24 protein-coding genes and 1 pseudogene are annotated in these 21806 nt (G+C 57.2%); 7 read left to right on the top strand and 18 right to left on the bottom strand.

Annotated features, from left to right (window positions below; all coding sequences use genetic code 11):
- Positions 1-449: 449 nt before the first annotated feature.
- Positions 450-680, bottom strand: coding sequence for a M24 family metallopeptidase (locus tag XH80_RS44115; RefSeq protein ID WP_442869176.1), 231 nt, complete (start codon positions 678-680; stop codon positions 450-452).
- Positions 602-1180: a M24 family metallopeptidase gene (locus XH80_RS25260; protein ID WP_271600884.1), complete on the bottom strand. Its 579-nt coding sequence runs from the start codon at positions 1178-1180 to the stop codon at positions 602-604. The genes XH80_RS44115 and XH80_RS25260 overlap by 79 nt, the downstream gene beginning before the upstream one ends.
- A 65-nt stretch (positions 1181-1245) precedes the next feature.
- Here XH80_RS25260 and XH80_RS44110 point away from each other — a divergent pair, with 65 nt between their 5' ends.
- Positions 1246-1992: an ATP-binding cassette domain-containing protein gene (locus tag XH80_RS44110; RefSeq protein ID WP_442869175.1), complete on the top strand. Its 747-nt coding sequence runs from the start codon at positions 1246-1248 to the stop codon at positions 1990-1992.
- 341 nt (positions 1993-2333) lie between these two features.
- Here XH80_RS44110 and XH80_RS25250 read toward each other — a convergent pair whose 3' ends face one another.
- The 3 genes from XH80_RS25250 to XH80_RS25240 form a co-directional block, all read right to left on the bottom strand.
- Complete coding sequence (locus tag XH80_RS25250; RefSeq protein ID WP_271600883.1) at positions 2334-2684, bottom strand: TfoX/Sxy family protein; 351 nt, start codon at positions 2682-2684, stop codon at positions 2334-2336.
- Between the two features lie 42 nt (positions 2685-2726).
- Positions 2727-3719, bottom strand: coding sequence for a zinc-binding dehydrogenase (locus XH80_RS25245; RefSeq protein ID WP_271600882.1), 993 nt, complete (start codon positions 3717-3719; stop codon positions 2727-2729).
- Between the two features lie 76 nt (positions 3720-3795).
- Positions 3796-4227: a YybH family protein gene (locus tag XH80_RS25240; RefSeq protein ID WP_271600881.1), complete on the bottom strand. Its 432-nt coding sequence runs from the start codon at positions 4225-4227 to the stop codon at positions 3796-3798.
- A 134-nt stretch (positions 4228-4361) separates the two neighbouring features.
- Here XH80_RS25240 and XH80_RS25235 point away from each other — a divergent pair, with 134 nt between their 5' ends.
- The 5 genes and pseudogenes from XH80_RS25235 to XH80_RS44100 all read left to right on the top strand — a co-directional run bounded on the left by XH80_RS25235 (position 4362) and on the right by XH80_RS44100 (position 8068).
- Positions 4362-5330, top strand: coding sequence for an AraC family transcriptional regulator (locus XH80_RS25235; protein WP_271600880.1), 969 nt, complete (start codon positions 4362-4364; stop codon positions 5328-5330).
- Between the two features lie 1120 nt (positions 5331-6450).
- Positions 6451-6657 carry an MmcQ/YjbR family DNA-binding protein gene (locus tag XH80_RS44105; RefSeq protein WP_442868678.1) on the top strand — a complete coding sequence of 69 codons (207 nt, stop codon included), beginning with the start codon at positions 6451-6453 and terminating at the stop codon, positions 6655-6657.
- Positions 6658-6930: 273 nt separating this feature from the next.
- Positions 6931-7578: pseudogene (locus XH80_RS25230) on the top strand (FAD-binding oxidoreductase); the annotation flags it as partial.
- 74 nt (positions 7579-7652) lie between these two features.
- The gene (locus tag XH80_RS25225) at positions 7653-7898 is read left to right on the top strand and encodes a hypothetical protein (RefSeq protein WP_271600879.1); all 246 of its coding nucleotides are present in this window, start codon (positions 7653-7655) and stop codon (positions 7896-7898) included.
- Complete coding sequence (locus XH80_RS44100; protein WP_442868677.1) at positions 7886-8068, top strand: BBE domain-containing protein; 183 nt, start codon at positions 7886-7888, stop codon at positions 8066-8068. Before XH80_RS25225 ends, XH80_RS44100 begins: the two co-directional genes overlap by 13 nt.
- Before the next feature lie 543 nt (positions 8069-8611).
- Here XH80_RS44100 and XH80_RS25220 read toward each other — a convergent pair.
- The 13 genes from XH80_RS25220 to XH80_RS25160 all read right to left on the bottom strand — a co-directional run bounded on the left by XH80_RS25220 (position 8612) and on the right by XH80_RS25160 (position 20701).
- Entirely contained in the window at positions 8612-9712 is a 1101-nt protein-coding gene (locus XH80_RS25220; RefSeq protein ID WP_271600878.1) for a zinc-dependent alcohol dehydrogenase, read from the bottom strand.
- 225 nt (positions 9713-9937) lie between these two features.
- Complete coding sequence (locus XH80_RS25215; protein ID WP_271600877.1) at positions 9938-11155, bottom strand: NAD(P)/FAD-dependent oxidoreductase; 1218 nt, start codon at positions 11153-11155, stop codon at positions 9938-9940.
- Between the two features lie 9 nt (positions 11156-11164).
- Positions 11165-11470, bottom strand: a complete 306-nt coding sequence (locus XH80_RS25210) for a non-heme iron oxygenase ferredoxin subunit (protein ID WP_271600876.1) — start codon at positions 11468-11470, stop codon at positions 11165-11167.
- Between the two features lie 28 nt (positions 11471-11498).
- Complete coding sequence (locus XH80_RS25205) at positions 11499-12812, bottom strand: Rieske 2Fe-2S domain-containing protein (protein WP_271600875.1); 1314 nt, start codon at positions 12810-12812, stop codon at positions 11499-11501.
- Between the two features lie 22 nt (positions 12813-12834).
- Positions 12835-13608, bottom strand: a complete 774-nt coding sequence (locus tag XH80_RS25200; protein WP_271600874.1) for an SDR family NAD(P)-dependent oxidoreductase — start codon at positions 13606-13608, stop codon at positions 12835-12837.
- A 36-nt stretch (positions 13609-13644) separates the two neighbouring features.
- Positions 13645-14340, bottom strand: a complete 696-nt coding sequence (locus tag XH80_RS25195) for an ABC transporter ATP-binding protein (protein ID WP_271600873.1) — start codon at positions 14338-14340, stop codon at positions 13645-13647.
- On the bottom strand, positions 14327-15085 hold the full coding sequence (locus tag XH80_RS25190) for an ABC transporter ATP-binding protein (protein WP_271600872.1): 759 nt from the start codon (positions 15083-15085) through the stop codon (positions 14327-14329). The genes XH80_RS25195 and XH80_RS25190 overlap by 14 nt, the downstream gene beginning before the upstream one ends.
- Entirely contained in the window at positions 15072-16037 is a 966-nt protein-coding gene (locus tag XH80_RS25185; protein ID WP_271600871.1) for a branched-chain amino acid ABC transporter permease, read from the bottom strand. Before XH80_RS25185 ends, XH80_RS25190 begins: the two co-directional genes overlap by 14 nt.
- Positions 16037-16333, bottom strand: coding sequence for a hypothetical protein (locus tag XH80_RS25180; RefSeq protein ID WP_271600870.1), 297 nt, complete (start codon positions 16331-16333; stop codon positions 16037-16039). The genes XH80_RS25185 and XH80_RS25180 overlap by 1 nt, the downstream gene beginning before the upstream one ends.
- 141 nt (positions 16334-16474) lie before the next feature.
- Complete coding sequence (locus tag XH80_RS25175) at positions 16475-17344, bottom strand: branched-chain amino acid ABC transporter permease (RefSeq protein WP_271600869.1); 870 nt, start codon at positions 17342-17344, stop codon at positions 16475-16477.
- A 54-nt stretch (positions 17345-17398) separates the two neighbouring features.
- Positions 17399-18604, bottom strand: a complete 1206-nt coding sequence (locus XH80_RS25170) for an ABC transporter substrate-binding protein (RefSeq protein ID WP_271600868.1) — start codon at positions 18602-18604, stop codon at positions 17399-17401.
- A gap of 119 nt (positions 18605-18723) precedes the next feature.
- Positions 18724-19473, bottom strand: a complete 750-nt coding sequence (locus XH80_RS25165; RefSeq protein WP_271600867.1) for a citryl-CoA lyase — start codon at positions 19471-19473, stop codon at positions 18724-18726.
- A 49-nt stretch (positions 19474-19522) separates the two neighbouring features.
- Positions 19523-20701: a CaiB/BaiF CoA transferase family protein gene (locus XH80_RS25160; RefSeq protein WP_271600866.1), complete on the bottom strand. Its 1179-nt coding sequence runs from the start codon at positions 20699-20701 to the stop codon at positions 19523-19525.
- 113 nt (positions 20702-20814) lie between these two features.
- On the opposite strand from XH80_RS25160, the gene XH80_RS25155 reads away from it, so the two are divergent.
- Positions 20815-21537: a dienelactone hydrolase family protein gene (locus XH80_RS25155; protein WP_271600865.1), complete on the top strand. Its 723-nt coding sequence runs from the start codon at positions 20815-20817 to the stop codon at positions 21535-21537.
- Positions 21538-21806: the final 269 nt, after the last annotated feature.

Genomic DNA, 21806 nt, shown 5'->3' with positions numbered 1-21806 from the left:
CTCAATCTCGGCGGCGAGAAACCCTGAACTCAGTCGACGGACGAGGACTCCCCCTCTGCGGATTGCCGGCTCGCCAGAGCTCATCTAGCCTTGCCGCTAGCTGTCGGCCTCACGACCGCAAGGCCACCACCACCTTGGCCGCACCGAGCCCCTACCGGAACGCTTGATAGTTCGCCAGGCGCTTGTTTCGACTCTTGTGAGCGCGCTACCGCTAGGAGACGCACCACATCGATGGGATCTAATCGTTCCGCGGTGACGCTGGGGCAGCATTTTGTCCGCGCATGGGTATTTGGTCAGGCATTGACCTTCCTGAGCTCGCCGCGGGAGTGATCCGCTTGTTGCTGCAAAAACCCTCCGCCTCCGTTTGGCGGATACGATGCCTAGTCAGGCCGTCCGCCAGCTCTAACCACGTAGTGCAATGGTTGGAAGTCTTTCCGGCGCCGGTATTGTCAGCATTTCAACGCCCGCGTCACGCACCACGCAAACCTCTTCAAGCTGGGATACGCCGAGTTCGGTTCATATTTTGGTTCGATATGAATAATCATTCCGGGCCTGATCACCTCATCAGACGCGGCCATGATGGAGGGCGGTTCAGTTAGATCTATACCTGAGCCGTGTCCGATGCGGGATGCTGCACCGGCAGGTGCACCAAACAATGTTGCAGATGCGAGTTCGCACATCTTCTGAATACGTCGCCTCCAGTCATGACCGGCCGGATCGAATGCAGCGTCTCGAGCGTCAACCTTCGAATAGTCTCATGCGCGGCTTGTTCTTCGTTCGTAACCGAACCACCCTTGGCGGAGCGATTGACGTCCGACATATAGCCCTCGCGGACACATCCGATATCGACCCAAATGTAATCATTCTCAGCCAACTTTCGTTGTGTAGGCCGAAGGCTGTAAGCCATGTCCGCGCGTCCGAACCCAACCGGAAGCCATGGCACGCTCTCCGATCCTTGCGCAAACATTTCGCGTTTCAACGCAATTGCGAATTGCTCTTCAGTGTGCCCGATTTCCAGTGTTTCAAGGCAGCTAAAAAACGCATCTGTAGCCACTTTCATGGCTTGCCGCTTCAGTTCAACCTCGTCGGCGCTCTTGATCATGCGCACGGCCCAGATAGCGGCCGATCCGTCGATGATTTCGACTTTCTGGCGATGTGATCGCCACATTTCGGGAAGCACAAGAGATCCCCGCCCGAAGTGGTCGTTGCCGTAATCGAGGGCAATTCGCGGGTGATGTGGGCAACTTGGGCGCCGCAACCTCTACCAGCTTTGCCAGGCCCGCTTCGACGATCCCTCACCTTGCATACGACACTGTCGGCGCACTGGCACAACTGATCCAGGCAAATTACCATCTCGTGGCGCGAGAGGTTGACGCTCAGGAAGCGGCGGTGATCAGCATAGGCCAGTTGGTGGCCGGCTCCATCCACAACGTGATACCCGAAAAGATCTGTGCTGCCGGAACGTTGCGGACTCAATCACCCTCCAGCCGCATATTCATCCTACAGCGTCTGAACGAGGTTGCAGAGGCGTCGGTCGACAATTCAAGGTCTCGATCTCATTGGAAGCCTCAGGATCCATTCCAGCCTGCATCAGCGCTCCGGATGCCGTTGCAAATGTCCGGAGAACCCCTAGAGGCGGCTTTAAAGGTCGATATGACGCCTAATATTGCGGAATACGAAAGTTCTGCTGCAGAACAGCGAATGCCTCCACCTGCTGCAGTGCTGATCGAAGACGTGTCCAAGTGGTATGGCACATTTCAAGTCCTCGATGACGTTAGCCTCAGCGTGGCCGTCGGCGAGCGAATCGTCGTGTGCGGTCCATCGGGATCAGGTAAGTCGACCTTGATTCGCTGCATAAATCAGCTTGAAACGCATCAGCGGGGCAGAATTGTTGTCAATGGCACCGAAGTCCGTCGGGGAATGAACGGCTTGGCCGAGGCGCGCCGTGAGCTTGGGATGTTTTCCATCAGTTCAATCTATTTCCCCATCTGACGGTGCTCGATAATTGTACATTGGCGTTGATCCGCGTCCGCAAGATGACCCGCGATGCCGCCAAAGCAATCGCAATGGAGAATCTCGAGCGTGTACGCATAGAGTTCGGCCAGCGCCCGAACGTGCTCGGTCCAGAGCGGTTCGCGAGCTCCAGATAGCCCGAGTAGTTGATCTCGAACCGCCGGCCACCCCCGATTCACCCGGCCGCCGCCGACCTCCTTGCGCGCGATGATCCCGACATTCGCGGCCTTGAACGCCGAGGCGGACCACGCGCGGCCCGGGAGCAAAATTTGCAAGCGGCTCGGCGGTTCCGGTGTCCGTCAAGCGCATCGTACCGCCGGTCAGTGCTTCCCGCTCTTCAGCGCCGCCTGATAGGCGCGCTCGGCCCATGCGTGCAGCTTTTCCCCATTTTCGAGCACGTCTGCGGGAACTTCCCAGTAGGATTTGAGTGCGCGATCATCGCCGTCGCAAACATAGCCGAGCGCTTGGGAGCCCGCGGACTCGTATTCGATGCGCGAGTCGTCATCGACCTTGAAGTAGAGCGCGCCGTGCCACGCCATGGCGAAGACGTGGTCGTTACGATAGAGGGCGACTGCGCCAAACAGTGGCCGCGTCTTGATCTTCGCCCAGTCCGACAGTTGATCAACATAGAGTTCGGCAAAGCGCTGCGTCTGTTCGGATCTTTTTGACATCTGCTTGTCCTTTTCGTGGACCAAACTTTGCAGAGGGTAAAATCAATCGAGCACGACCACATGCTTGCCAGGCGTCGTCCCTGCCTCAAGGTCGGCCTGCGCGTCGCGGACTCCTTCGAGACCGTGATAGACTTTCGCGATGGGAGCTTTCAGCCGACCATCCGCGACAGCCAGGAGCTGCCGATTGAAGACACTGGGCGGCAGATCGGCAGCCCCACCACCATAGGCGGTCAGCCGTACCCCGAACGGAATATAGCCTAGCGGGCTGAAATCGGGGATCACCCACTCGTCGGATAATGCGCCCGTGAAGCAGACCGTGCCATGGACCCGGGTCGCCTGAAGCGTATCCTGCAAGGTCCGGCCGCCCACCAGTTCGAGCGACGCGTCAACCCCTTTTGGGAAGTGTGCACACACGGCCTTCGCGATCTTTCCGTCATCGACGATAGGGTGATCGACACCGAATTCGCGCAGCAGCGCCACGTGCTCGGCGCGGCGAGTAGTAGAGATCACCACTGCGCCCATTTCCTTGGCGATCGTCGCCGCCGAGAGGCCGACAGTCGACGTGCCGCCGCGGATCAGCAGTGACTGGCCACGCTCGATGGCAAGTCCCTTGGTCAGGGAGCCATAGGCCGTCTGGAACATCTCTGGGAGCGCGCCAACCACCTCCCACGGCAGACTTGTTTGGAACGGAATGACTTGTGTGGTCGGAACGAGAGTATATTCGGCGTAGCTCCCATCGAGGGAGCGCCCCATGCCGCCCATCATGGTGGCGACCTGTTGCCCAGGTGCCAGACCGCTGCCCGTTGAAGCCTCGTCGATAATGCCGACGCATTCGATGCCAAGCACGCGAGGCATCGTGAAATCCGGGTCGGACAGCCCTTTGCGGCTGGTGACTTCGGACTCATTGACTCCGAACGCCTTCACGCGAATGCGTACATAACCCGGCCGTGTTGAAGGTATCGGAAGCTCAGTGATGACGAGCTTGTCGATGCCGCCCGATTCCGAAAGCACAACAGCTTGCATCCTCTCGCCCATGGCGCACTCCGTTCGTCTCTAGCGAATGCGCCCATCTACCGAAGGGGCCGGTCGCAGATTGCGAGGAATTGAACCATCACGAGGCTGAGGCCGCAGCCATCGATTTCGTCAGCGCCCAGTTCGAATGCACGATCCGCCACCGGCCGTCGATCAAGCGATAAACTTCCGTCGAATTCCAAGCACGAAGTTGCTTCTCGCCACCCTTGCCGTCCGACACGAATGTATTGAGATTATAACTCAGTACCGCAAGATCGCCGCCGTCACTGACAATGACATGGGGATTGAGATATTCGCTCCGAATGATATGCGGGTCTTCGTATAGCGCGCGGAGATGGCCGAGCACAGCTTCACGACCGACGAGAAGCTTCTCGACATGGGGGTCGAAATAGCTCAATTCGTCGTGGTAATTCTCGAGATAGCCGCTGCTGTCGCCCGCGCTCCACCGCTCGTTTAGTGAACGCTCGAGCTCAAGAAGCGCCTCTCCGATCTTGTTCGTATCAGCGGTCATCGTTTCACGCCTTCAGCAATCAATCGATATGGCGATTATAGGCCATCACCTTCCCGGAAAAAGGCGAAAAGACGAGAATTTATGATACAATTCGGACATGTGGTCAGGCAATCTGACTCGAAAGGGCCACGGAAATGCACGCCACTTCCCGACGGAAGGTCGATGTCGAGCGCCTCGGCTATCGTCCCTCGAAGCCGTACCCCTATGACCTCGAAATCTTCCGCGTAACCAACCTCAAGCGGAGAACACGGGCGGAGGCCATGCGGTGGACTTACAGCTATGAGTTCTACATGATCATTTGCGTCACTAAAGGACGGTGCGTTCAGTTTGTGGATTTCGAACCCGTTTCCTGTTCGGAAGGCGCCCTGCTCATACTGAGGCCTGGCCAAGCACACAACTTCGGAAGTGATGAAAACTGGGACGGATGGATTATTCTGTTTCGCCCTGAATTTCTCTTACCCGCAATGTCCGTATCCCAGGACCTCCGGCTCTCCTTTGATCTTGAGCGATTGCCACACAGTCTTAAGCTGGACCACGATGAGCTGAAGCGTGCATCAGATGCCATTGTTCAGATGCGAGCCGATTCTCTGATCGACACCTCGTCTCGACCAACGAGTGCTGTGTCGAGGAATAAGGCCAGCGCAGCGGCGCTTCCCGCCGACATCCATGCTTTGCTGCGTTTTCAATTCTATGCTTTTGCTACGTGGCTCGCTGTCATCCATGGCAGAGGAATGAGCCTGGACCCTCAGTGGTCAGCCGCGTTGCAAAGATTCAACCGTTTCCAGAAGCTCGTCGAGCAGCACTTTTCCGAATGGAATCAACTTGGTGACTATGTGAAGGAACTTGGGTGTACTGAAAAAAGCCTAACACGAGCTACGACAATCGCAGTCGGCATGAGCGCGAAGGCCTTCCTGTCCCAGCGTATCAATCTAGAAGCCAAGCGCCTACTGGCTCATACGGATTTGCCAATTGGAGAGATTGCGGAAAAGCTCGGATTCTACGAGGCCACGCACTTTAGTAAATTCTTCAAACGTGAAACTAGCTGCACACCAAGAGAATTCCGCCTCCGGAGTTCTTCCGTAAAGATCCGCCATTGGTCGTAGCCGCCAAAACAAGTTCGCCCACTATGGGCTGCTATCGCATACGAGTTCGGCTCTTGATATTCCTCAATATCCATTCTCCGCGCCATCACTCCCACTCTAACATTTCACGGACATTTAGACGTTGATCTATCAGCACGAATCTTCGATTCTGACGGAAGTGTCGACGGCATAGCCGCCTCAATTTTTCGGGCGGGAATTCACAGAAAAAATGGCTCCTGATGAAGCACTGGCAATTTCGCCATCTGTTGGAGCCTTGTCAGCTGGAGGGCGCGCCGCAGACTGACACAGCTCGCATGGCACATAGCCGGGAAGCGTCAGAGATCAGGAAGAGACCTTTGGTCCCGGCGCCACTACGTGCTGCGCGGAGGCCATACAGGTCCGCTCCGCATTCAAAGGCCGCCCTCTCGCCAGATCGGTTCGTGACTCAAAGCGGACCATCGTGGGATTGCCTGCCGGGTGTTTGCTTATTTGCAATCCCATGCAGCTTCCATTTGACGCCTGTGATACCTTTCCAACTACGTCTGTTCAAATGGGTGCGCAGCGAGCCGTCAGCTCGCCGCGGCGTGACGTGCTGCATTCGCGGCCACGCGTCCAGCGAATTGCACTTGCCAGCCGGCTCAATCGTTGAAACTTTAGAAGAGCAGTCTCCCATGAAACCGTCCTAAGCCCTAGGCCGCCTGAGGATGTAGGCGATTGCTCACCGTGCGACGCGTGTGCCCCAAAGGCAAAGAAGGTCAAAGCACAAAGCTCGTTTGGACCAGGCTGCTCTCGCATGTGAAGCGTCTCTGTAGCTCTAACCGGACTAAACTACCTTGGATATATGGCATTGTAAAGTCGCCAATGTCAATATCCTATTAATCTGGCCTAGCTAACTGATCTATTTGCGAGACGCGAAAACTTGCGTCTAAGCTGGCGTGTTGGACCGACATCCTTGCAACACTACCGCAAATTAGCTGCGCAGTTTGTGTCCGGAACACAGGAGGTCGGATGTCATCAACCGTTCTGAACTCTTCAAGTTCGCGAAGAGAGAATACCAGGTAAAACCAGGTTACCCGTTTCAGCATTTTCCTCACTACGCGGTGCTGCGGCATTCCGGCAGCGACAATGGTTCTGTCTCGTCATGGACGCTCCTAAAGACAGGCTGGGCCTCGAGGGAGATGAGATAGTCGACGTAAAGTGCGGGCCGGAGCGGATCGACTTCATCAAAAGAAGACGGGGCATCTTACCGGCCTATCACATGAACAAGGAGCACTGGGTAACACTCCTCTTGGAGAGCTCTTTACCGAAGGACGAGGTGTTTGATCTCATCGGCACCAGGTTCGGCTGACAAGTAGCGGATCGTCGGATCGACTCGAGATAGCGATCGGCGGTTGCTGCGATCACACAAGGAGCAGCAGTTCTATGAAGACTGGCTTGATAGGCGACCTGAAAAGTCCTTTGGCGAAAACGTGAAGATTTGCGACGGCGCCAACGAAAGCGCCAGGACGGGTCTTTGGAACGGGGCAGCGAACGTCGAAACACTCGCATCGGTCGCGTGTTTCGATGCGTTTGATGTTCAAAGGGCAATAGAAATAGCTCGAGATCACGCAGCGACGTATCAGCCTTGGGTGGCGGGCATGACTGCGTCGGTAGATCCGCCTGCAGGAATGGAATCACCTTGGACATGAGGAGACTGAGTGAGGCCACTTTCAATCCCGCACGACACACAATCACAGCTGGAGGCGGAGCCTTGGTTAGGAACGCCTTAACTTGCCTTCCCAGCGGCTTCGGGCTGGTGACGGGTGTCCACAAAGCGGTAGGTGTAACGGGGCGCGCTCTCGGAGGCGGTTACGGAAAGCTCAATTCTCGCTTCGGCTTGGTGACGGACACGCTTCAAAGGACGAATGTAGTTGTGGCGGACGGATCGTTGGTCGTTGCAAGTCACGCGAGTAATCCAGGCCTGTTCTGGGCGCGGCGTGGCGGCGGGAAGAATTTCGGTATCGTGACGTCGGCCGAGTACTCCGTGTTTCCTCTGGAGAAAGTGCTGACAGGAAAGATCTTCTTTCCTCTCTCATCCGCGGAACAAGGCTTACGGATCCTACAAAGCTTGATCGATGAGGACCACGACGCCCTCGGCGTCACTTCGACATTTGCGGCTGCGCCAAACGGAGTTTTCGGACTGATCATGGAGCCGTTATGGACGGGAGATGAGCAAAAGGGAGAGCATTATTTTTGCCTGATGTCCGAGAAGGTAATGCCACTACGTTAAGTTAGAAGTGGTGCGCCTACAAAGATATGTATGATGATGCCGAGGACGCCTGGCCGAAGGGACGAGGCTACCAGATGGACGCCAACAACATCGCCCGCCTCTCCGACGACGTCATCGGCCTCATCGTGGATTGCGCCGTCCGATGTCCTTCCGACAGAAACTGCCTCATGCTCCACGACTTTCACGGGGCCGCGGCGCGCATCCCCGAGGATTCGACCTCGTTTTCAGTCCGTCGCGACCACTTTAGTATGCAGATCGTCTCCACTTGGAATCCTCGCGAGCCTGAGGACGAGAAAAAAGGCAGGCAGTGGACAGCATAAGACGGTCGATCGAGCCGCTGAGCATACGCGGGGCCTATCCTGCCATACTCGATGTGGACAGCCACGACCAAGCACGCGAGTTCTACGGCGATGCCCTGAAGAAACTGAGGCGCTTAAAGACCCATTACGACCCGTCAAACCGCTTTTCTTCAGAGTTCGGCATCTTGTGACATTGCCGAAGGTGATGATCAGCCGAGCCTCGGCGCGATCTCACTCACTGTGACGTGGGGCGCCAGGAGAGTCGGGCTCGAGTTCCGCGGGATGAGGCTCGACCAAATGGCCGACTAACGTGAAAGTGGCCGCCGCGAGAGCCGGCGGCGGCCAAGTCAGGGAGGAGCAGACAACCGGCCTGCCAGCGGAGCTTCAGGAATTTGCGCTATGGCTCAGCTTTTGCCCTGATCCCAGAACTGCGCCATCCCATGATCAAGCTTTCGAATAGCTCGCAGCGCGGCGTAGACGCACGATCGGGCGGCATTCCAGAGCCACACACCCGACTCCCAGGCACCCAAGCGACGCTCATCTGTGCGCGACGCCTTTGGCCTGCTCTCCACTCGTCTCGACCACGGCAGGCCCCTTCGACGTCGCCTTCGTTCGATGACTTCCACTAGGCTCTTGACCGGCACTGTCCGCATCGCTCTCCTCGCCGCCGCGAGGCGTTAGGGACGCACTAAGTCGACCAGCCAAACGGGCCACGCAAAGGCTGCACATGGCGATCACGATGTTGTCAATGTAACGTGAACCGCATCACGGCTATCGGCAATCTCTCGTCCAAGTGTCCGCACCGCGTCGGTTACGCGAGCGAGCGGAAACGAGTGTGAACAAAGCTCCCGAAGCGCGCCCCCATCTTCCCTGATCATATTGATTGCCATCTCGGTTGATTGCCATCCCGCGCTCAGGACGCCGACGAGTTCGATTTCACTTAGAACAACCTTATCGATGGGTAGACCATTTAGCTTGTTCTGGCCTTTGAGACCTGCCAACACGACCCTTCCCCCCCGCTTTACCATGTCGATCGCCTGCAACACAGGCGCCATGGCTCCCGATGAAACGTCTAGAACGACATCGGCAAGCCGGCCATCCGTGAGCTCGATAACTCGCCGAACCGGATCTTCTTCTTCTACATCAATGGTGGCCGTCGCACCCAACTTCGCGGCGAGTACCAGTCGCTCCGCATCCGCGCGTGTTCCTGTCACGATGATATTCGCAGCGCCTGCCTTCTTCGCTGTTGCGACCGCGAGGAGTCCTCGTTGTCCAGGGCCTTCGATGACGACAGTCGAGCCCATTCCAACCCTTCCGACTTCGTACGCCCAGCGGATCGCGTTCGACAAAGGGTTCACCAGCGTCATCAAATCAGTCGGGATGTTTGAGGGCAGTCTGTGGACCATCGTGCGCGGATGCAAATAGGTATGCGTAGCGTATCCACCCCAAAGCGAAGGGGCCACATCGGTGCTCTGATATAGCCCGTACCCCAAATCCGTCTGGCACCGGGTATAGGCACCCCGAACGCAATCCTCACAATGGCCGCAGGGGATGATCGGTTCGATAGCGACGCGATCTCCCTCTTTCACGTTCCACAGCTTGGAGGCCTTCGGTCCCACTCGCTCGATGAACCCCATGATTTCGTGCCCGGGGATGATCGGCATACCACCGCCCCAATCTTTCAGATGCCCGAGCCATTGGTCATAGTCCGTTCCGCAGAGCCCACATGCCTCGACACGCAGGAGCGCATCGTCGTCGGCGATCTCCGGGATCTTGAACTCGCGAAACTGAAAGTTCTTCGGACTTTCGAGAACAGCTGCGAGCGCTTTGGCCATAAAACACCTCAGATAGATGATAGAGCCTTGTGCAAAGGAGCGACTGCTTTCGCAGTTTTAACTCACGCGTTTCAAGCGGCCCACGAGCCACTGCCATACCAACCTGACTGAGCTTACGAGCCCAGGACTTCCGTCACCTACCGAGCACGCGCACGGCAGCCAGTGCCCCTTCACGAATGCTCTCGTAGTACTGGCGTTCGCCGTGGTGCGAGACGTCAGCAGCCTTCATTGTAGTTTCGCCAAGTTCGTAAGCTCTGACGGAGCGATCGTCGGATTTGCTAGCATCATCCGCTTCGCCTCGCGTAGTTCACGAGGGCTGTTGAAGGCTGCGATCGCACTGAGACGCTGGTCAGCGACGAAAAACTGCACGAAGCGGCCGGCGTTGCGATCGCCCTTGACGTAGATCTCATCAGCCCGGCCCGGTATCCCCAAGAGCTGAAAATTGAGATCGAACTGGTCCGACCAAAACCATGGTAGTTCGCGATATCTCGCATCCTCATCGAGCATGGCCTTAGCAGCCGAGATTCCCTGGTTCTGCGCGTTATGCCATGTTTCAAGACGGTGTCGCAGTCCCACTCGATCTACCGGGTGGCTTGCCACGTCTCCAGCAGCAAAGATATATGGATCGGAGGTACGGGTGGTCTCGTCCACAACGATTCCGTTGTCTACGCTAAGTCCGCAGCCGACTGCGAGCTCAACGTTCGGCTCTACTCCCACCCCGACGATCACAGTGGTGGTGTGCACAGGCGCGGCGTCAGCAAAACTCGCCCGCTCCACGGCGCCGTTACCCTCGAACCCGATGAGCTTGGTATTCAGCCGCACGTCTACTCCGCGACTAGCGTGTAGTTCCTGGAAGTACGCAGCCGTTGCTTTGGGCAGCGATCGCCCGCACAATTGATCGCCCGCCTCCACGAGCGTCACCCCCACTCCCAGACCGATAGCGGCCGCAGCGACCTCCAATCCGATCCAGCCACCACCGACGACAAGGACGTGGGTGGCCGCTCCGAGCGATTGTCGAATACGAGCACTGTCCTCAATCGTGCGAAGATAGTGAATCCCTTTGAGATCGGCCCCAGGCATAGACAGCTTTCTGGGCCGGGCGCCCGTGGTCAGCAACAGGCGATCATACGGGATCTTATCTCCATTTCGGAGCACAAGCTCATGTCCCGACCGGTCGATCGCTATCGCGGTAGATGCTCTGCGCATCTCAATGTCCAATCCGCAAAGCTTCTCCATCGCGAACAGATAGGTGCCAGCTGGATCCTTACGCGAGACGAGAAACTCCTTCGAAAGAGGGGGACGTTCATACGGCGGATGGTCCTCCTGGCCAATAAGTACGATCCGGCCAGCGAACCCACGTTCGCGCAGCGTCCGAGCGGCCCATCCTCCAGCCTGTCCCGCTCCCACAATAACGAATTGCTGGCCGTTTCGCGTCGTTTGCATAGTGGAGAATCACACATCCACGAGAATCTGCTCGTCGTCCAAGCGAACTGGGTAGGATCTCAAATCCGCATCTGCAGGCGGCCCCAAGCAGCGACCACTTGGAATATGGAAGAGTGCGCCGTGGAGTGGACACTCGACAGTGTCGCCCTCCACGAAGCCGTCCGACATCAGCGCAAAAGCATGCGGACAGACATTGTCTAAAGCGTAGTACGTGGAGGCGACTTGATAGAGCGCGAAATTGCGTTCCCCGATAGTGAACGCAAACGGCGTCTCTGGCGACACCTTGTCACGAGTCGTCACTTGCTGCCAGGCCATATTCGATTCCGCTGCTTGAGGCCTCTGTCTAAGCCGCTTCACGCTTCGAAGTGAGCTGACCGTCGTGCTGTGCCAAAAAGGCATCAAGTTCGCCATGTTCAGACACAACGTCAAGTGGTCGTACGGCGTATGCCGCACCATCTTTGATGGTCTGCTTGAACTTTGCGAGGCTTGCCTCGTCTTGCACAACGTCCAGGATCCGGCGGCGCGCACGAATGATGCCGATGTCGGCAGCCACAAGGAACTCCTTGGCTCGATCAACGATGCGACCGCTGCTACCTTCAAGCGCAAGCATGCCCTCCTGCATGGCTCGGTCTTGATCGTTAAGACCATGGATGCCGGTCGGGCTGGACAGGCTCTGCCCTTCCCGATTGATGAAGTAACTATTCAGGGCAGTGCGGACGGGAACGTACGTATCGATGATTGTTCCAGTATTCAGTTTGAAGGGCTGATACGTGCTTTCCGGCGGGAATGCCAGGCCCTTGCCAACGTAGTCTAGGAAGGCCTTGGGCAGATCGCCCTTTTCATAGTAGTTGAAGTCCCACGTATACGTGTTGTGATCGTCGATCGGGATGAACGCTCGACCACCAATTGGGAAATCTGCGCTAGGAATAGAGCTGAACGCGGGGACCATGAACTGGGATACACGCCAGTAGAACTTGCTGTCCGCGTTTCGCCGGGCGATTGCAAGAACGCCTATGGCAGTGTTTTTTGCATACAATTTCGGAGAAAGGTCCGACGCCGAATAGTGCTGATGCACGGGCGATGTGGCCATCGTGGCTGGATTCGTATGAAGGATGGACACGTGCGAGCTGTCTAGCTCGCCCTCCATGCCTTGCAGCCAGTTGGACTCCTGGATCCAGACCGTTGCATTCCGCTGCGATTTTGGCAGGCCCATCCATGGAAATTTCGGCAGCTCCGGCGGAGCGTCCTGCCCCATATAGACCCAGACGACATCTGCCTGTTCGACTGCCGTATAGAACTTGATCTTGACTTTGCTACAGACTGCCTTGTCTGACTCATTCTGCATGTCCAAACACTGGCCTGACTTGTCGTAGAGCCACCCGTGGTAGGCACAACGAATTCCCTGCTCTTCGACGCGACCATAAAAAAGCGGCGCTAGCCTGTGAGCGCAGTTCGCCTGCACTATCCCGACCTGACCGTCTCCGCTGCGAAAGGCGACCAGTTCCTCACCGAGGAGCTTCAAACGTACCGGCGCGCCGCCGGGCTTTGGCAGTTGGGCGGACAGGAGCGCCGGCAACCAGACCGAGCGAAAGAGCTCGCCGACCTTAGTGCCAGGGCCGACATGGGAAAGAACATCAACTTGGTTGGTACGTGCCATGGTCCGCATCCTTTCAGCGTTGTCAGAGGGTGAGGAAGCCGCCATCGACTGGCAGCATCACCCCATTCACGAAACTTGCCATTGGAGAGGCAAGAAACACGACGGGACCGACGATCTCGTCGGCTCGTCCGAACCTCTTCACCGGAGTATGAGACAGAATGAAAGCCACGCGGTCCGGATTCGCGCGAGATGCTTCTGTCTGTGGCGTTTCGATGAATCCCGGAGCCACTCCGTTGACCCGAATCCCGTATCGAGCGAACTCAACGGCCAGCGCCTTAGTGAACATAAGGACCGCGCCCTTGCTCGTTGTGTACGCGGTCGTATCATTCGGCGCCGCGGCGAAGGACTGGATCGAACCCAGGTTGATGATGCAACCGCGCGTCTGCTTCAACTGATCCAGGAAGGCAGTTATCCCAAACATCACACCGTCAAGGTTGACGGCCATGATGCTTCGCCACGTATCGACGTGTTCGGGCGCGCCGACCAAGCCTCGACGATGAATTCCCGCATTGTTGACGAGAATTGAGATGTCGCCAGCGAGTTCCTTAACCTTGCTAGCTACACGCATTGAATCTGCAGCATCGGATACGTCCCACACGAGTGGCCAAGCCGTACCGCCGCGCTGTTGAATTTCGCTTGCTGTTGCATCGACCGTGGCGACATTGATGTCGCACACAACGACACGAGCACCTGCCTTTGCCAGCCCCAACGCGATCTCTCTGCCCATGCCTTGGCCGGCGCCGGTTACTACCGCGGCTTGACCGTCCAGAAGTGGCTTGCCGTCCAATTCCATCATTGCGATCCTCGTCGCTCTCTACAATACGGGGTCTAATCAGATCGTGAGCCATCGATGCCGAATATCTTCGCCATTGGCTCGAAATCCTTCGCCAGTGACCGTCTCAACGATCCTTCCCTTCGACATGACGAGAATTCGATCGGCGACGTTTTCGGTGAGATTCAAGTTCTGCTCCACTAGAAGAACCGCAACTCCTTCTGCCTTCAGGCGACGAATTACGTCTCCAATCTGGTCCACGACCTTCGGCGCGAGTCCCTGGGTCGGCTCATCAAGCATCAATACCTTGACGTCAGTTACAAGGGCTCGCGCGATCGCCAACATCTGCTGCTCCCCACCTGACAGGGCGCGCCCTGCATTCTGGGACCGCTCCCGCAAATTCGGAAACAGCGCGAGAAGGCGCTCCTCGGTCCAGACCTGGGGAGGACGGCGCTGACCTACCCGCAAGTTCTCGAGTACGGTCAGTGCCGGAAAAATCTGACGCCCCTCCGGTACGTAGCCGATGCCCGCACGAACCACTTCGTGGACCTGCTTTCCGCGAAGCTCCTTGCCATCGAGCGAAATCCGGCCGGCGGTCACGGGCAAGAAACCAAGGATTGCCTTCAAAGTTGTCGTCTTACCGACGCCATTACGTCCTATGATGGCTGTAACTTGCCCAGGAGGTGCCTCGAGGTCGACTCCGAATAGAACCTTGCCGATGCCGTAGCCAGCCTCCAAGCCGTCAATGCGCAACATGCCCCGCCCCCAGATACGCTTGTTGCACGACAGGATCCGCCTTTACTGTATCGGGGAGCCCATCGGCGATTTTTCGCCCCCGATCCAGGACCACGATGCGATGGGCAAGTCCAAAAACGACTTCCAGATCATGTTCAACGAGTAGAACGGCGATGTCGGTGTCCTTTAGCAAAGACTTGAGCAGCTCGACCGTACCGCGCGTTTCCTCAACCGACATTCCCTGCGTTGGCTCATCCAGCAGCAGGAGCTTGGGCCGCATTGCTAGAGCAACCGCGATTTCAGTGAGTCGCTGATCTCCGTGTGACAGCTGACCTGCGAGTGCATTGGCTCTTGCGTTCAATCCGACTTTGGCCAGCCACTGCAGGGCCTCGCTGGTCGTGGAGTCATGAAGAGACTTCGAGAACAGCGGACGTCTTCGAGCCGGCTTGCAAGCCTGCACCGCCAATCGGACATTCTCAAGAACTGTGAGGTTAGGGAAAAGAGCTGTGATCTGATAAGTTCTACTAAGTCCAAGACGAGTGAGTGCAGCCGCGGACAGGCCATCGACCCGATCACCACGAAACGATACAGCACCCGCGGTCTTGGTGACCCTCCCAGCAATCAAATCGAACAAAGTCGACTTGCCCGCTCCATTCGGGCCGATTAGCGCAACGACTTCGCCCGCCTCAACGACGATGTCAACCTGGCTCACAGCAGCAAGCGCGCCCCACTTCTTCGTCAATCCGGTGCACTCAAGAAGCGACACGATTCACCTCCAACCGGCTCGCTCGTCGCAAAGCGAGAGCATTCACAATTGACGACTTGATCCCCCAAAGACCATTCGGAGCAACCACCACGACAATCATAAAGAGCAGGCCCATGAACAGCGGCCAGCTTGTCGCCACGGCGCTCAATTGATGTCCGCCGACCACCATTAGAGCCGCTCCAACCATCGGGCCGACTAGGGTTCCGCTTCCTCCAAGTACCACGGCAACGAGAACGTATCCGGACAAAGTCCAATGCAGAAGTTCAGGCGATACGAATAACAAGAAGCCCGCATGGAGTGCGCCGGCCAGCCCAGCCCCGGTATTCGAAATCACGAATGCAGCGAGCCGGAGCTGACGCGGCTCGTAGCCGATCGCGATGGCTCGCCTCTCGTTCTCCCGAACGGCAACAATAGCCGTCCCCATCGGAGAGCGAACGAACCTGCTCGCGAGCCATGCGGCCCCCAGGACGAGGAACGCAGTGAGCCAATAGAAGCCGTCTCGCGATTCCAGACTGGAGAAACCCCAAGGGCCGGGGTTCCGGATCAGTCCTGAAATTCCATCCGAGCCTCCGGTTACGCTATTCCACTTGAAGGCAACGGCAAACGCCAATTGCGCGAAGGCGAGCGTTAGCATGGCAAATGCCACGCCGCTCGCCCTGGTGCAGAGCCAGCCCACCGGGACGGAGAGGAAGAACACCGCGGCCACGGCAATCAAGATGGCGGCCGGTAGCGGCAGCTGACCGACGACCAAGGCGAATGCCGCTACATACGCACCGACGCCGTACGGGGCGGCATGCCCAAACGAGAACATCCTCGCGTATCCGACCTGGACATCAAGACTCATGGCGAACAAGGCGAAGATCAAGATCTCCGTCAAAAGCGTAATGTGAAAGCCAGACAGGAAGAATGGCGCCGACAGCAGAAGCGCGACGATAGGAGCTGCGTACTTCATTAGGACGTGTACTCATAAATCGGAGCGTCATCCCGCATCGGCGCCCGAAGTCGAACGACAATTTCGCCTGCACGCTTACCGTCGTTAGCGATGGTCTTGAGAGTTCGCCGAACTACTTCCAGATCCGGCTGTTGAGCGCTCAGCCAGTTTAACCCGGCCTCTGCATTGACGATCGTCGCTGTGAGCGCGTCGACGACAGCACCATAGGTGCGCACAAACTCCTCTGAGGTCTGCAATGGCGCTTTGCCCTTCGCATCGCCCAGATTGTACCAACTCGGCTTCGACTTCCAGGACATAGCGCGCTCCTCTAGTGGGTTAACAAGAACGTTCCGCTCCAACATCGATGCAACGAGCCAACCCCTCCCGGCCAGTTCTTTGTGAGTTTGTGATGTAAGCTCATTGCTCAGGCATCTGCGTCTTTATGAGTACACGCCCTTCTAGTCTTGCTCTCCGAACAATCCGCCTGGCCGATACAGAAGCACTCCAATCATCAGGAGATAGGTCGCGACGAGCGCCAATTCAGGAAGATAGAAGTTGCCGAAGGTCTGCGTGAGCGCGACCAGGACGCTACCCGCAACCGAGCCGAACAAGCTCCCCATGCCACCGATCATGACGATAACGAACGAGTCGATGATCGCCGCTCCACCCATACCGATGTAGCCAGTGATCAGCGGAACCGCGAGATAGCCACCCAGGCCTGCGAACGCGCAGCCAACAGCGAAGGTCAACGACCTCATCAGCCCGACGTCGATCCCAAGCGCCTGGGTCATTTCGGCGTTCTGGGCGATCGCCCGGATCAACAACCCCAGCCGCGTACGTAAGAAGACGTAGGTCAGCGCAAGCAATACGACGACGCACCACAAGATCAGGAAGATCCGGTATGCGGGAAACGGCTCGTCGCCAATCCACAGCACACCGGAGAGCATCTCGGGAAGATCCACGTCACGGGTGTTCGGCCCCCAAATAAGGCGAACCGACTCGCTCAGGACCAAGCTCAAGCCAAACGTGATTAGCAAAAAGCTTCCGCCGTCGCGCCGATACAGCCGTCTCAGCAGAGTGATCTCGAAGACACAACCGAGGAGGCCCGAGGCGAGCGGCGCGACCAACAATCCAATCCAGAAATTTCCGAGAAGGGCAGCCGCCGATATGCCGGAATAGGCTCCGAGCATATAGATCGCGCCATGAGCAAAGTTCATGATGCGCAAGATGCCGAAGATGAGAGTGAGGCCCATCGTCAGCATCGCGAGCAACGACGCCAGAGCGAGAGTGTTCAAAGTCAGATTGAGCAAGACTTGCCAAGAGATCATCTACGCATCCCTCGATTCCGGCCCCTCCCGAGCGAGAGGCCGAATCTCCGCGCCTCAGTAAGTGTCCTTGCGGCAACCGGGCATCACCGCATCGACCGCATAGGTCTTGCCGATCTTCGGCACTGGGTAAGCCACCTGCTGCGTCTTCTCGACCTGTGCGATGAAGACCTGCTGCTCCGCCTGGTGGTCGCAAGCCCGCATCTTCACCTTGCCCTTAACGCTGTCGATTTCTAACCCTTCGAGAGCGCCACGAACGGCCGCCACGTCCGTCGAATTCCCGCGACGAATGGCTTCAGCCAAGAATGCGAGGGCTTGCCACTGCTCGCCCTCGTAAGTATCCGGCACGTCGTGGTACTCGGCCTTAAACGACCGAACGAATTCAATGTTGCCGGGCGCATCGTACGCAAAATTGTACTGACTGACGCCGTACAATCCGACCGCGGCCTCGCCAAGGGGCTTGATGTTCAGGATATCCAACACCTCGGTTACCAACTGCATGCGATCGGCCAGCCGGTATTGGGCGGCCTGCTTGAGGAAGGCCGTCGCATCGTCGCCGCTCATTGCGATGTAGAGCACCTCGGGCTTAGCCTCCCGAATACGCGCAATAAAGCTCGAATAATCCTTAGTTCCCAGCGGGGACAACACCTGCCCCACAACCTCCTTCTTGAGATCCGTTATGAGCTTCTCGAAGGTCGCAACACTGCTCTTTCCCCAAGCATAGTCCTGCGCGATCGCAAAGTAACGCTTCTTGGGTGAGTCCGCCAACCACAGAGCAATCGTCCTCGCACGCATAGGCCCGGACGTGCACGCGCGGAACGCATTTGGCACAAAATTGGCGGCGGTCATTGACCCAACGCCACTGATGCTCCCGACATAGATCGCGTTCCAGTCGTTGAGGCGCGGCATCACGGCCAACGACTCGGGACTCGAAATGATGCCAGTGATCAGATTGACCCCGCCGCGCTCGACAAGCTCGGTAACCTTGCGCACACACGCAGCAGGATCGCCCTGAGTGTCCTCATAGATGAATTCGATGGGCCGGCCATTGATGCCGCCCTTGGCATTCACGGACTTGGCAAATAGTCGGCACGACCGCTGCACCTGCTGGCCCAAGGCCGCCCAGTTGCCGGTAATTCCGGTGGGAACACCTATGCGGATGGGGCCCGCTTCCGCCTTAGCGGATCTGAGATAGCCAGGAAGCAATGCGCTTCCAGAAGCGGCAGCAGTACTGACCAAAAGAGACCTTCTGCTTATCGACATCGCAACCTCCCCTGTGAAAGCGAGTCACAGTCGGTACCGTTTCTCCACACTCGCAATATAGATTAGCTTCATAGCTTAGTCAACAAACCTATTTGACTAACAGACGGCGGCAACGAAGATCAATCGATGTACTCCACCGCTGCACCGAAATTGATCAGCTCAGGCGCGACAGGCGCTTGCCGCTCTTCTTCGATGTGCGCCGCCAATCCTGCACAACGACCGACTGCCGCAACCGATCGCATGGCTCCAACCGGAAATTCAATTTCGTGCAGAACAGCGCCTAGGGCGCCTGTGACGTTGAGGGTGATATGCCGCTTGGCATCCTTGTCGATAGCAGCACTGAGCAACTTGATCAGGCCGATGTAGTCGCCTTTTACGCCCGCACTCTCTGCAATATTGAAGAGTCGCTCAGTCCGCGGATCTCCTGACGTGTATTGCTGGTGACCAAAACCGGGAATTCGCCGCCTTGTTTTCCTGAAGTCCTGGACGACCTGCTCCGCCCATACATGCTTGTCGCCCTGAAATGCCATGCCGTCGCTCAATATGCGACCAGCGCCGGTCATCGTGCCAGCGAACCGATTGCCCACCATAAGAATGCCGGCAGCCAACGGAATTTGAACATCGTCCGGATTCGAGTCTGCCACCAGACGAGCAACGAGCGCTCCCGGTGTCAACCCATGATCCATCAGAATCAAAAGCGCTGCATCGAGGACCTTGGTCTGGACCTCCGTTGGGCGACGCCCCGTCACGATGAAATAGAAACCCTGCGTGAAGGTCATCTCCCCGACGACTTTAGACAGCGAGTCACACCCTCTCATTCGGAGACGAGTGACATCATTCGGGTGACTACCAATTCTGGTCGTGGCCATTTGCCTTCCTTCCAAAGTCGAATCCATTGCGCGAGCACCGCACAGCCTCCTAGCCGCGCTGCAAATCCGAAATCGCTTCGACGGAATAACCCAGCGGACTGAGCACCTCAGCTGCGTGCTCGTTGAGATCGGGAGCGGCATTCAACGGCTGGTCCGCCCGTTGTCCGTCATACCGAACCGGACGCCTGATCGTGGTGTGCGGACCATGAAGTGGATGGCTTATCTCGGTGAAGGTATCGAGATGGAGCACCTGAGGATCATCCATCACCTCCTGGAGGGTAAGGATCGGCGCATGAGGAACATCGTTCTCGACGAGACGATCGATCCAATATTTGCGCTCTTGAGTTTTGGCGACAAGTCCCAGTTCCTGCGCCAGCTGTTCGTAATTCTCCATACGGCCGGCACGGCTCTCGAACCTTGGATCGACACCAAGATCCGGCCGACCGAACGCCTTCTGGACACCAACCCAGAACTTCGCTGGCGAAGACATGTGAATCGCCAACAGCGCTCCGTCACTGCAGCGCAGCGCGTAAGACTGCGACGCCCGCACCCGCATCAGCGGATCGGGCTTGATGCCGGCCATGTTATAATTTGCGAAGGGATCGGCGATGAAAGCAATGGCCGATTCAAGCATATTGAGCTGGATCGTTCGCGCTACGCCGGTTCTTTCGCGCTCGAACAACGCCCCTAGAACGGCGTAGCTCGCATACATACCGGTAAGATTATCAACCACAGAGGGCCCTGTGATTTGCGCATCAGCCCCGAGCATTAGACCTGAAATTCCGCTCAGCGCCTGCCCGACCGCATCATATGCTGGACGATCTGCATATGGCCCCGAGTCTCCGAAACCCGTGATCGAACAAATTATGAGGCGCGGATTCGCCTCTCGCAGACGGGCAACCTCGAGCCCGAGCCGATCCATGACACCAGCGCGAAAGTTTTCGATAAGAACGTCGGCGGTCCCGATCAGCTTGAGGAATGCCTCGCGTCCCTTCTCTCCCTTGAGGTTGAGAACGACGCTTCTCTTGTTCCGATTATACGTGCAGAAGTAGGGGCTGTAGTTTCCCCCTCGGAATGACCGAAAAGGATCGCCATCAGGCGGATTTTCCACCTTGATGACGTCGGCACCCAAATCGGCAAGCATCGTACCCGCAAGCGGCCCGGTGATCATCGCAGTGAGTTCGATGACCCTAACGCCCGTGAGGGAGCTGCGCGCGTCCTTGTTCATGATGAGCCCGCTCGACTTCCTTGCGTTTCATTCTCAATTTCAGCAATGATATATTGGAAAACTACCTTTGTCGACATATATTCTTTTGGTCCAAAAGGGAGCGTCGACCGCAGATGAAAATCATATCCAAGATTGTGGAAGTCAAAATCGACAACTCATACATGGGCGGCTACCTCGCTGTGCCGCGCGCCCCCCCTCGCGGAGCGCTTGTCGTTCTACAGGAGATTTTTGGCGTCACTCCAGCCATGCGCGCGATTGCCGACGACTTCGCCGATGAGGGCTATGCCACTCTGGTGCCGGACATCTATTGGCGAATGCAGCGTGACCTCGATCTTGGTAACGGCGAACATCCGGTGCAAAGACAAGCGGCCGTCGATTTCTCCATGCGCTTCGACGAACGCATTGGCACGGCTGATATTTGCGCGAGCATTGATTGGCTTGCCAACTACCTGAACAGATCCTCGCGGCCGGGCATTCTGGGCTTCTGTCTTGGAGGTCGCCTCGCTGTTCGAGCTGCGTCAGCTACCGAAACGGCCTGCATGATCTCGATGTATGGCGTGCGGCTAGACTCGCTCGGCGAGGAGATCAGGACAGCAAGAAGTCCGGTGCAATTTCATTTTGGCGAAAATGACAATCACAATCCTTTGGCGACGATCAATCGGATTCGCGAGATGGTGATGGACAGAGGTAAGGCGGAAGACGAGTTCTTCACCTATCCTGGCGCCGAGCATGCATTCTATAATCGGTTTCGGACGGACCGGTTCGACGAGAAGGCCCATCAGCTCGCCAGATCGCGCGTGCTGAGCTTCCTCGGGAGGCATAATGTCATGGAATGAAGGTCGACGTTTACACCTTGTTCAAGTGAGCGACTTGCACCAGTAGGGGCACCGTAGTTCGATCCCTAGACGCCTAAGATCAGAACTATCCCGGCCATGATCCCCAGGACGCGGGCTCCCACAATAGCGATTCTGGGCCCATCATCGATGACTCGCTCCAGGCCCGTTCGACGGGGCTCTTCGTGCATCGCTCCGATAGAGCGGTTCAGAGCTATCGATGAGATACGTCTCGAAATCCCCCATCGTAGCCGCCGCCCGATCAAGCCGGT

It is taken from the genome of Bradyrhizobium sp. CCBAU 45384, assembly GCF_028128665.1.
Taxonomy (GTDB): Bacteria; Pseudomonadota; Alphaproteobacteria; order Rhizobiales; family Xanthobacteraceae; genus Bradyrhizobium; species Bradyrhizobium manausense.
This window is presented reverse-complemented; position numbering and strand designations above follow the sequence as displayed.

What these genes read in the sequence shown, in the direction of transcription:
- XH80_RS25185 (WP_271600871.1), bottom strand. Translation starts at nt 16,037, where the DNA reads ATGAAGTACGCAGCTCCTATCGTCGCGCTTCTGCTGTCGGCGCCATTC.
- XH80_RS25170 (WP_271600868.1), bottom strand. Translation starts at nt 18,604, where the DNA reads ATGTCGATAAGCAGAAGGTCTCTTTTGGTCAGTACTGCTGCCGCTTCT.
- XH80_RS25155 (WP_271600865.1), top strand. Translation starts at nt 20,815, where the DNA reads ATGAAAATCATATCCAAGATTGTGGAAGTCAAAATCGACAACTCATAC.
- XH80_RS25225 (WP_271600879.1), top strand. Translation starts at nt 7,653, where the DNA reads ATGGACGCCAACAACATCGCCCGCCTCTCCGACGACGTCATCGGCCTC.
- XH80_RS25195 (WP_271600873.1), bottom strand. Translation starts at nt 14,340, where the DNA reads ATGTTGCGCATTGACGGCTTGGAGGCTGGCTACGGCATCGGCAAGGTT.
- XH80_RS25200 (WP_271600874.1), bottom strand. Translation starts at nt 13,608, where the DNA reads ATGATGGAATTGGACGGCAAGCCACTTCTGGACGGTCAAGCCGCGGTA.
- XH80_RS25240 (WP_271600881.1), bottom strand. Translation starts at nt 4,227, where the DNA reads ATGACCGCTGATACGAACAAGATCGGAGAGGCGCTTCTTGAGCTCGAG.
- XH80_RS44115 (WP_442869176.1), bottom strand. Translation starts at nt 680, where the DNA reads ATGTGCGAACTCGCATCTGCAACATTGTTTGGTGCACCTGCCGGTGCA.
- XH80_RS44105 (WP_442868678.1), top strand. Translation starts at nt 6,451, where the DNA reads ATGGACGCTCCTAAAGACAGGCTGGGCCTCGAGGGAGATGAGATAGTC.
- XH80_RS25210 (WP_271600876.1), bottom strand. Translation starts at nt 11,470, where the DNA reads ATGGCCTGGCAGCAAGTGACGACTCGTGACAAGGTGTCGCCAGAGACG.
- XH80_RS25175 (WP_271600869.1), bottom strand. Translation starts at nt 17,344, where the DNA reads ATGATCTCTTGGCAAGTCTTGCTCAATCTGACTTTGAACACTCTCGCT.
- XH80_RS25220 (WP_271600878.1), bottom strand. Translation starts at nt 9,712, where the DNA reads ATGGCCAAAGCGCTCGCAGCTGTTCTCGAAAGTCCGAAGAACTTTCAG.
- XH80_RS25215 (WP_271600877.1), bottom strand. Translation starts at nt 11,155, where the DNA reads ATGCAAACGACGCGAAACGGCCAGCAATTCGTTATTGTGGGAGCGGGA.
- XH80_RS25180 (WP_271600870.1), bottom strand. Translation starts at nt 16,333, where the DNA reads ATGTCCTGGAAGTCGAAGCCGAGTTGGTACAATCTGGGCGATGCGAAG.
- XH80_RS25235 (WP_271600880.1), top strand. Translation starts at nt 4,362, where the DNA reads ATGCACGCCACTTCCCGACGGAAGGTCGATGTCGAGCGCCTCGGCTAT.
- XH80_RS25160 (WP_271600866.1), bottom strand. Translation starts at nt 20,701, where the DNA reads ATGAACAAGGACGCGCGCAGCTCCCTCACGGGCGTTAGGGTCATCGAA.
- XH80_RS25205 (WP_271600875.1), bottom strand. Translation starts at nt 12,812, where the DNA reads ATGGCACGTACCAACCAAGTTGATGTTCTTTCCCATGTCGGCCCTGGC.
- XH80_RS25245 (WP_271600882.1), bottom strand. Translation starts at nt 3,719, where the DNA reads ATGGGCGAGAGGATGCAAGCTGTTGTGCTTTCGGAATCGGGCGGCATC.
- XH80_RS25250 (WP_271600883.1), bottom strand. Translation starts at nt 2,684, where the DNA reads ATGTCAAAAAGATCCGAACAGACGCAGCGCTTTGCCGAACTCTATGTT.
- XH80_RS25165 (WP_271600867.1), bottom strand. Translation starts at nt 19,473, where the DNA reads ATGGCCACGACCAGAATTGGTAGTCACCCGAATGATGTCACTCGTCTC.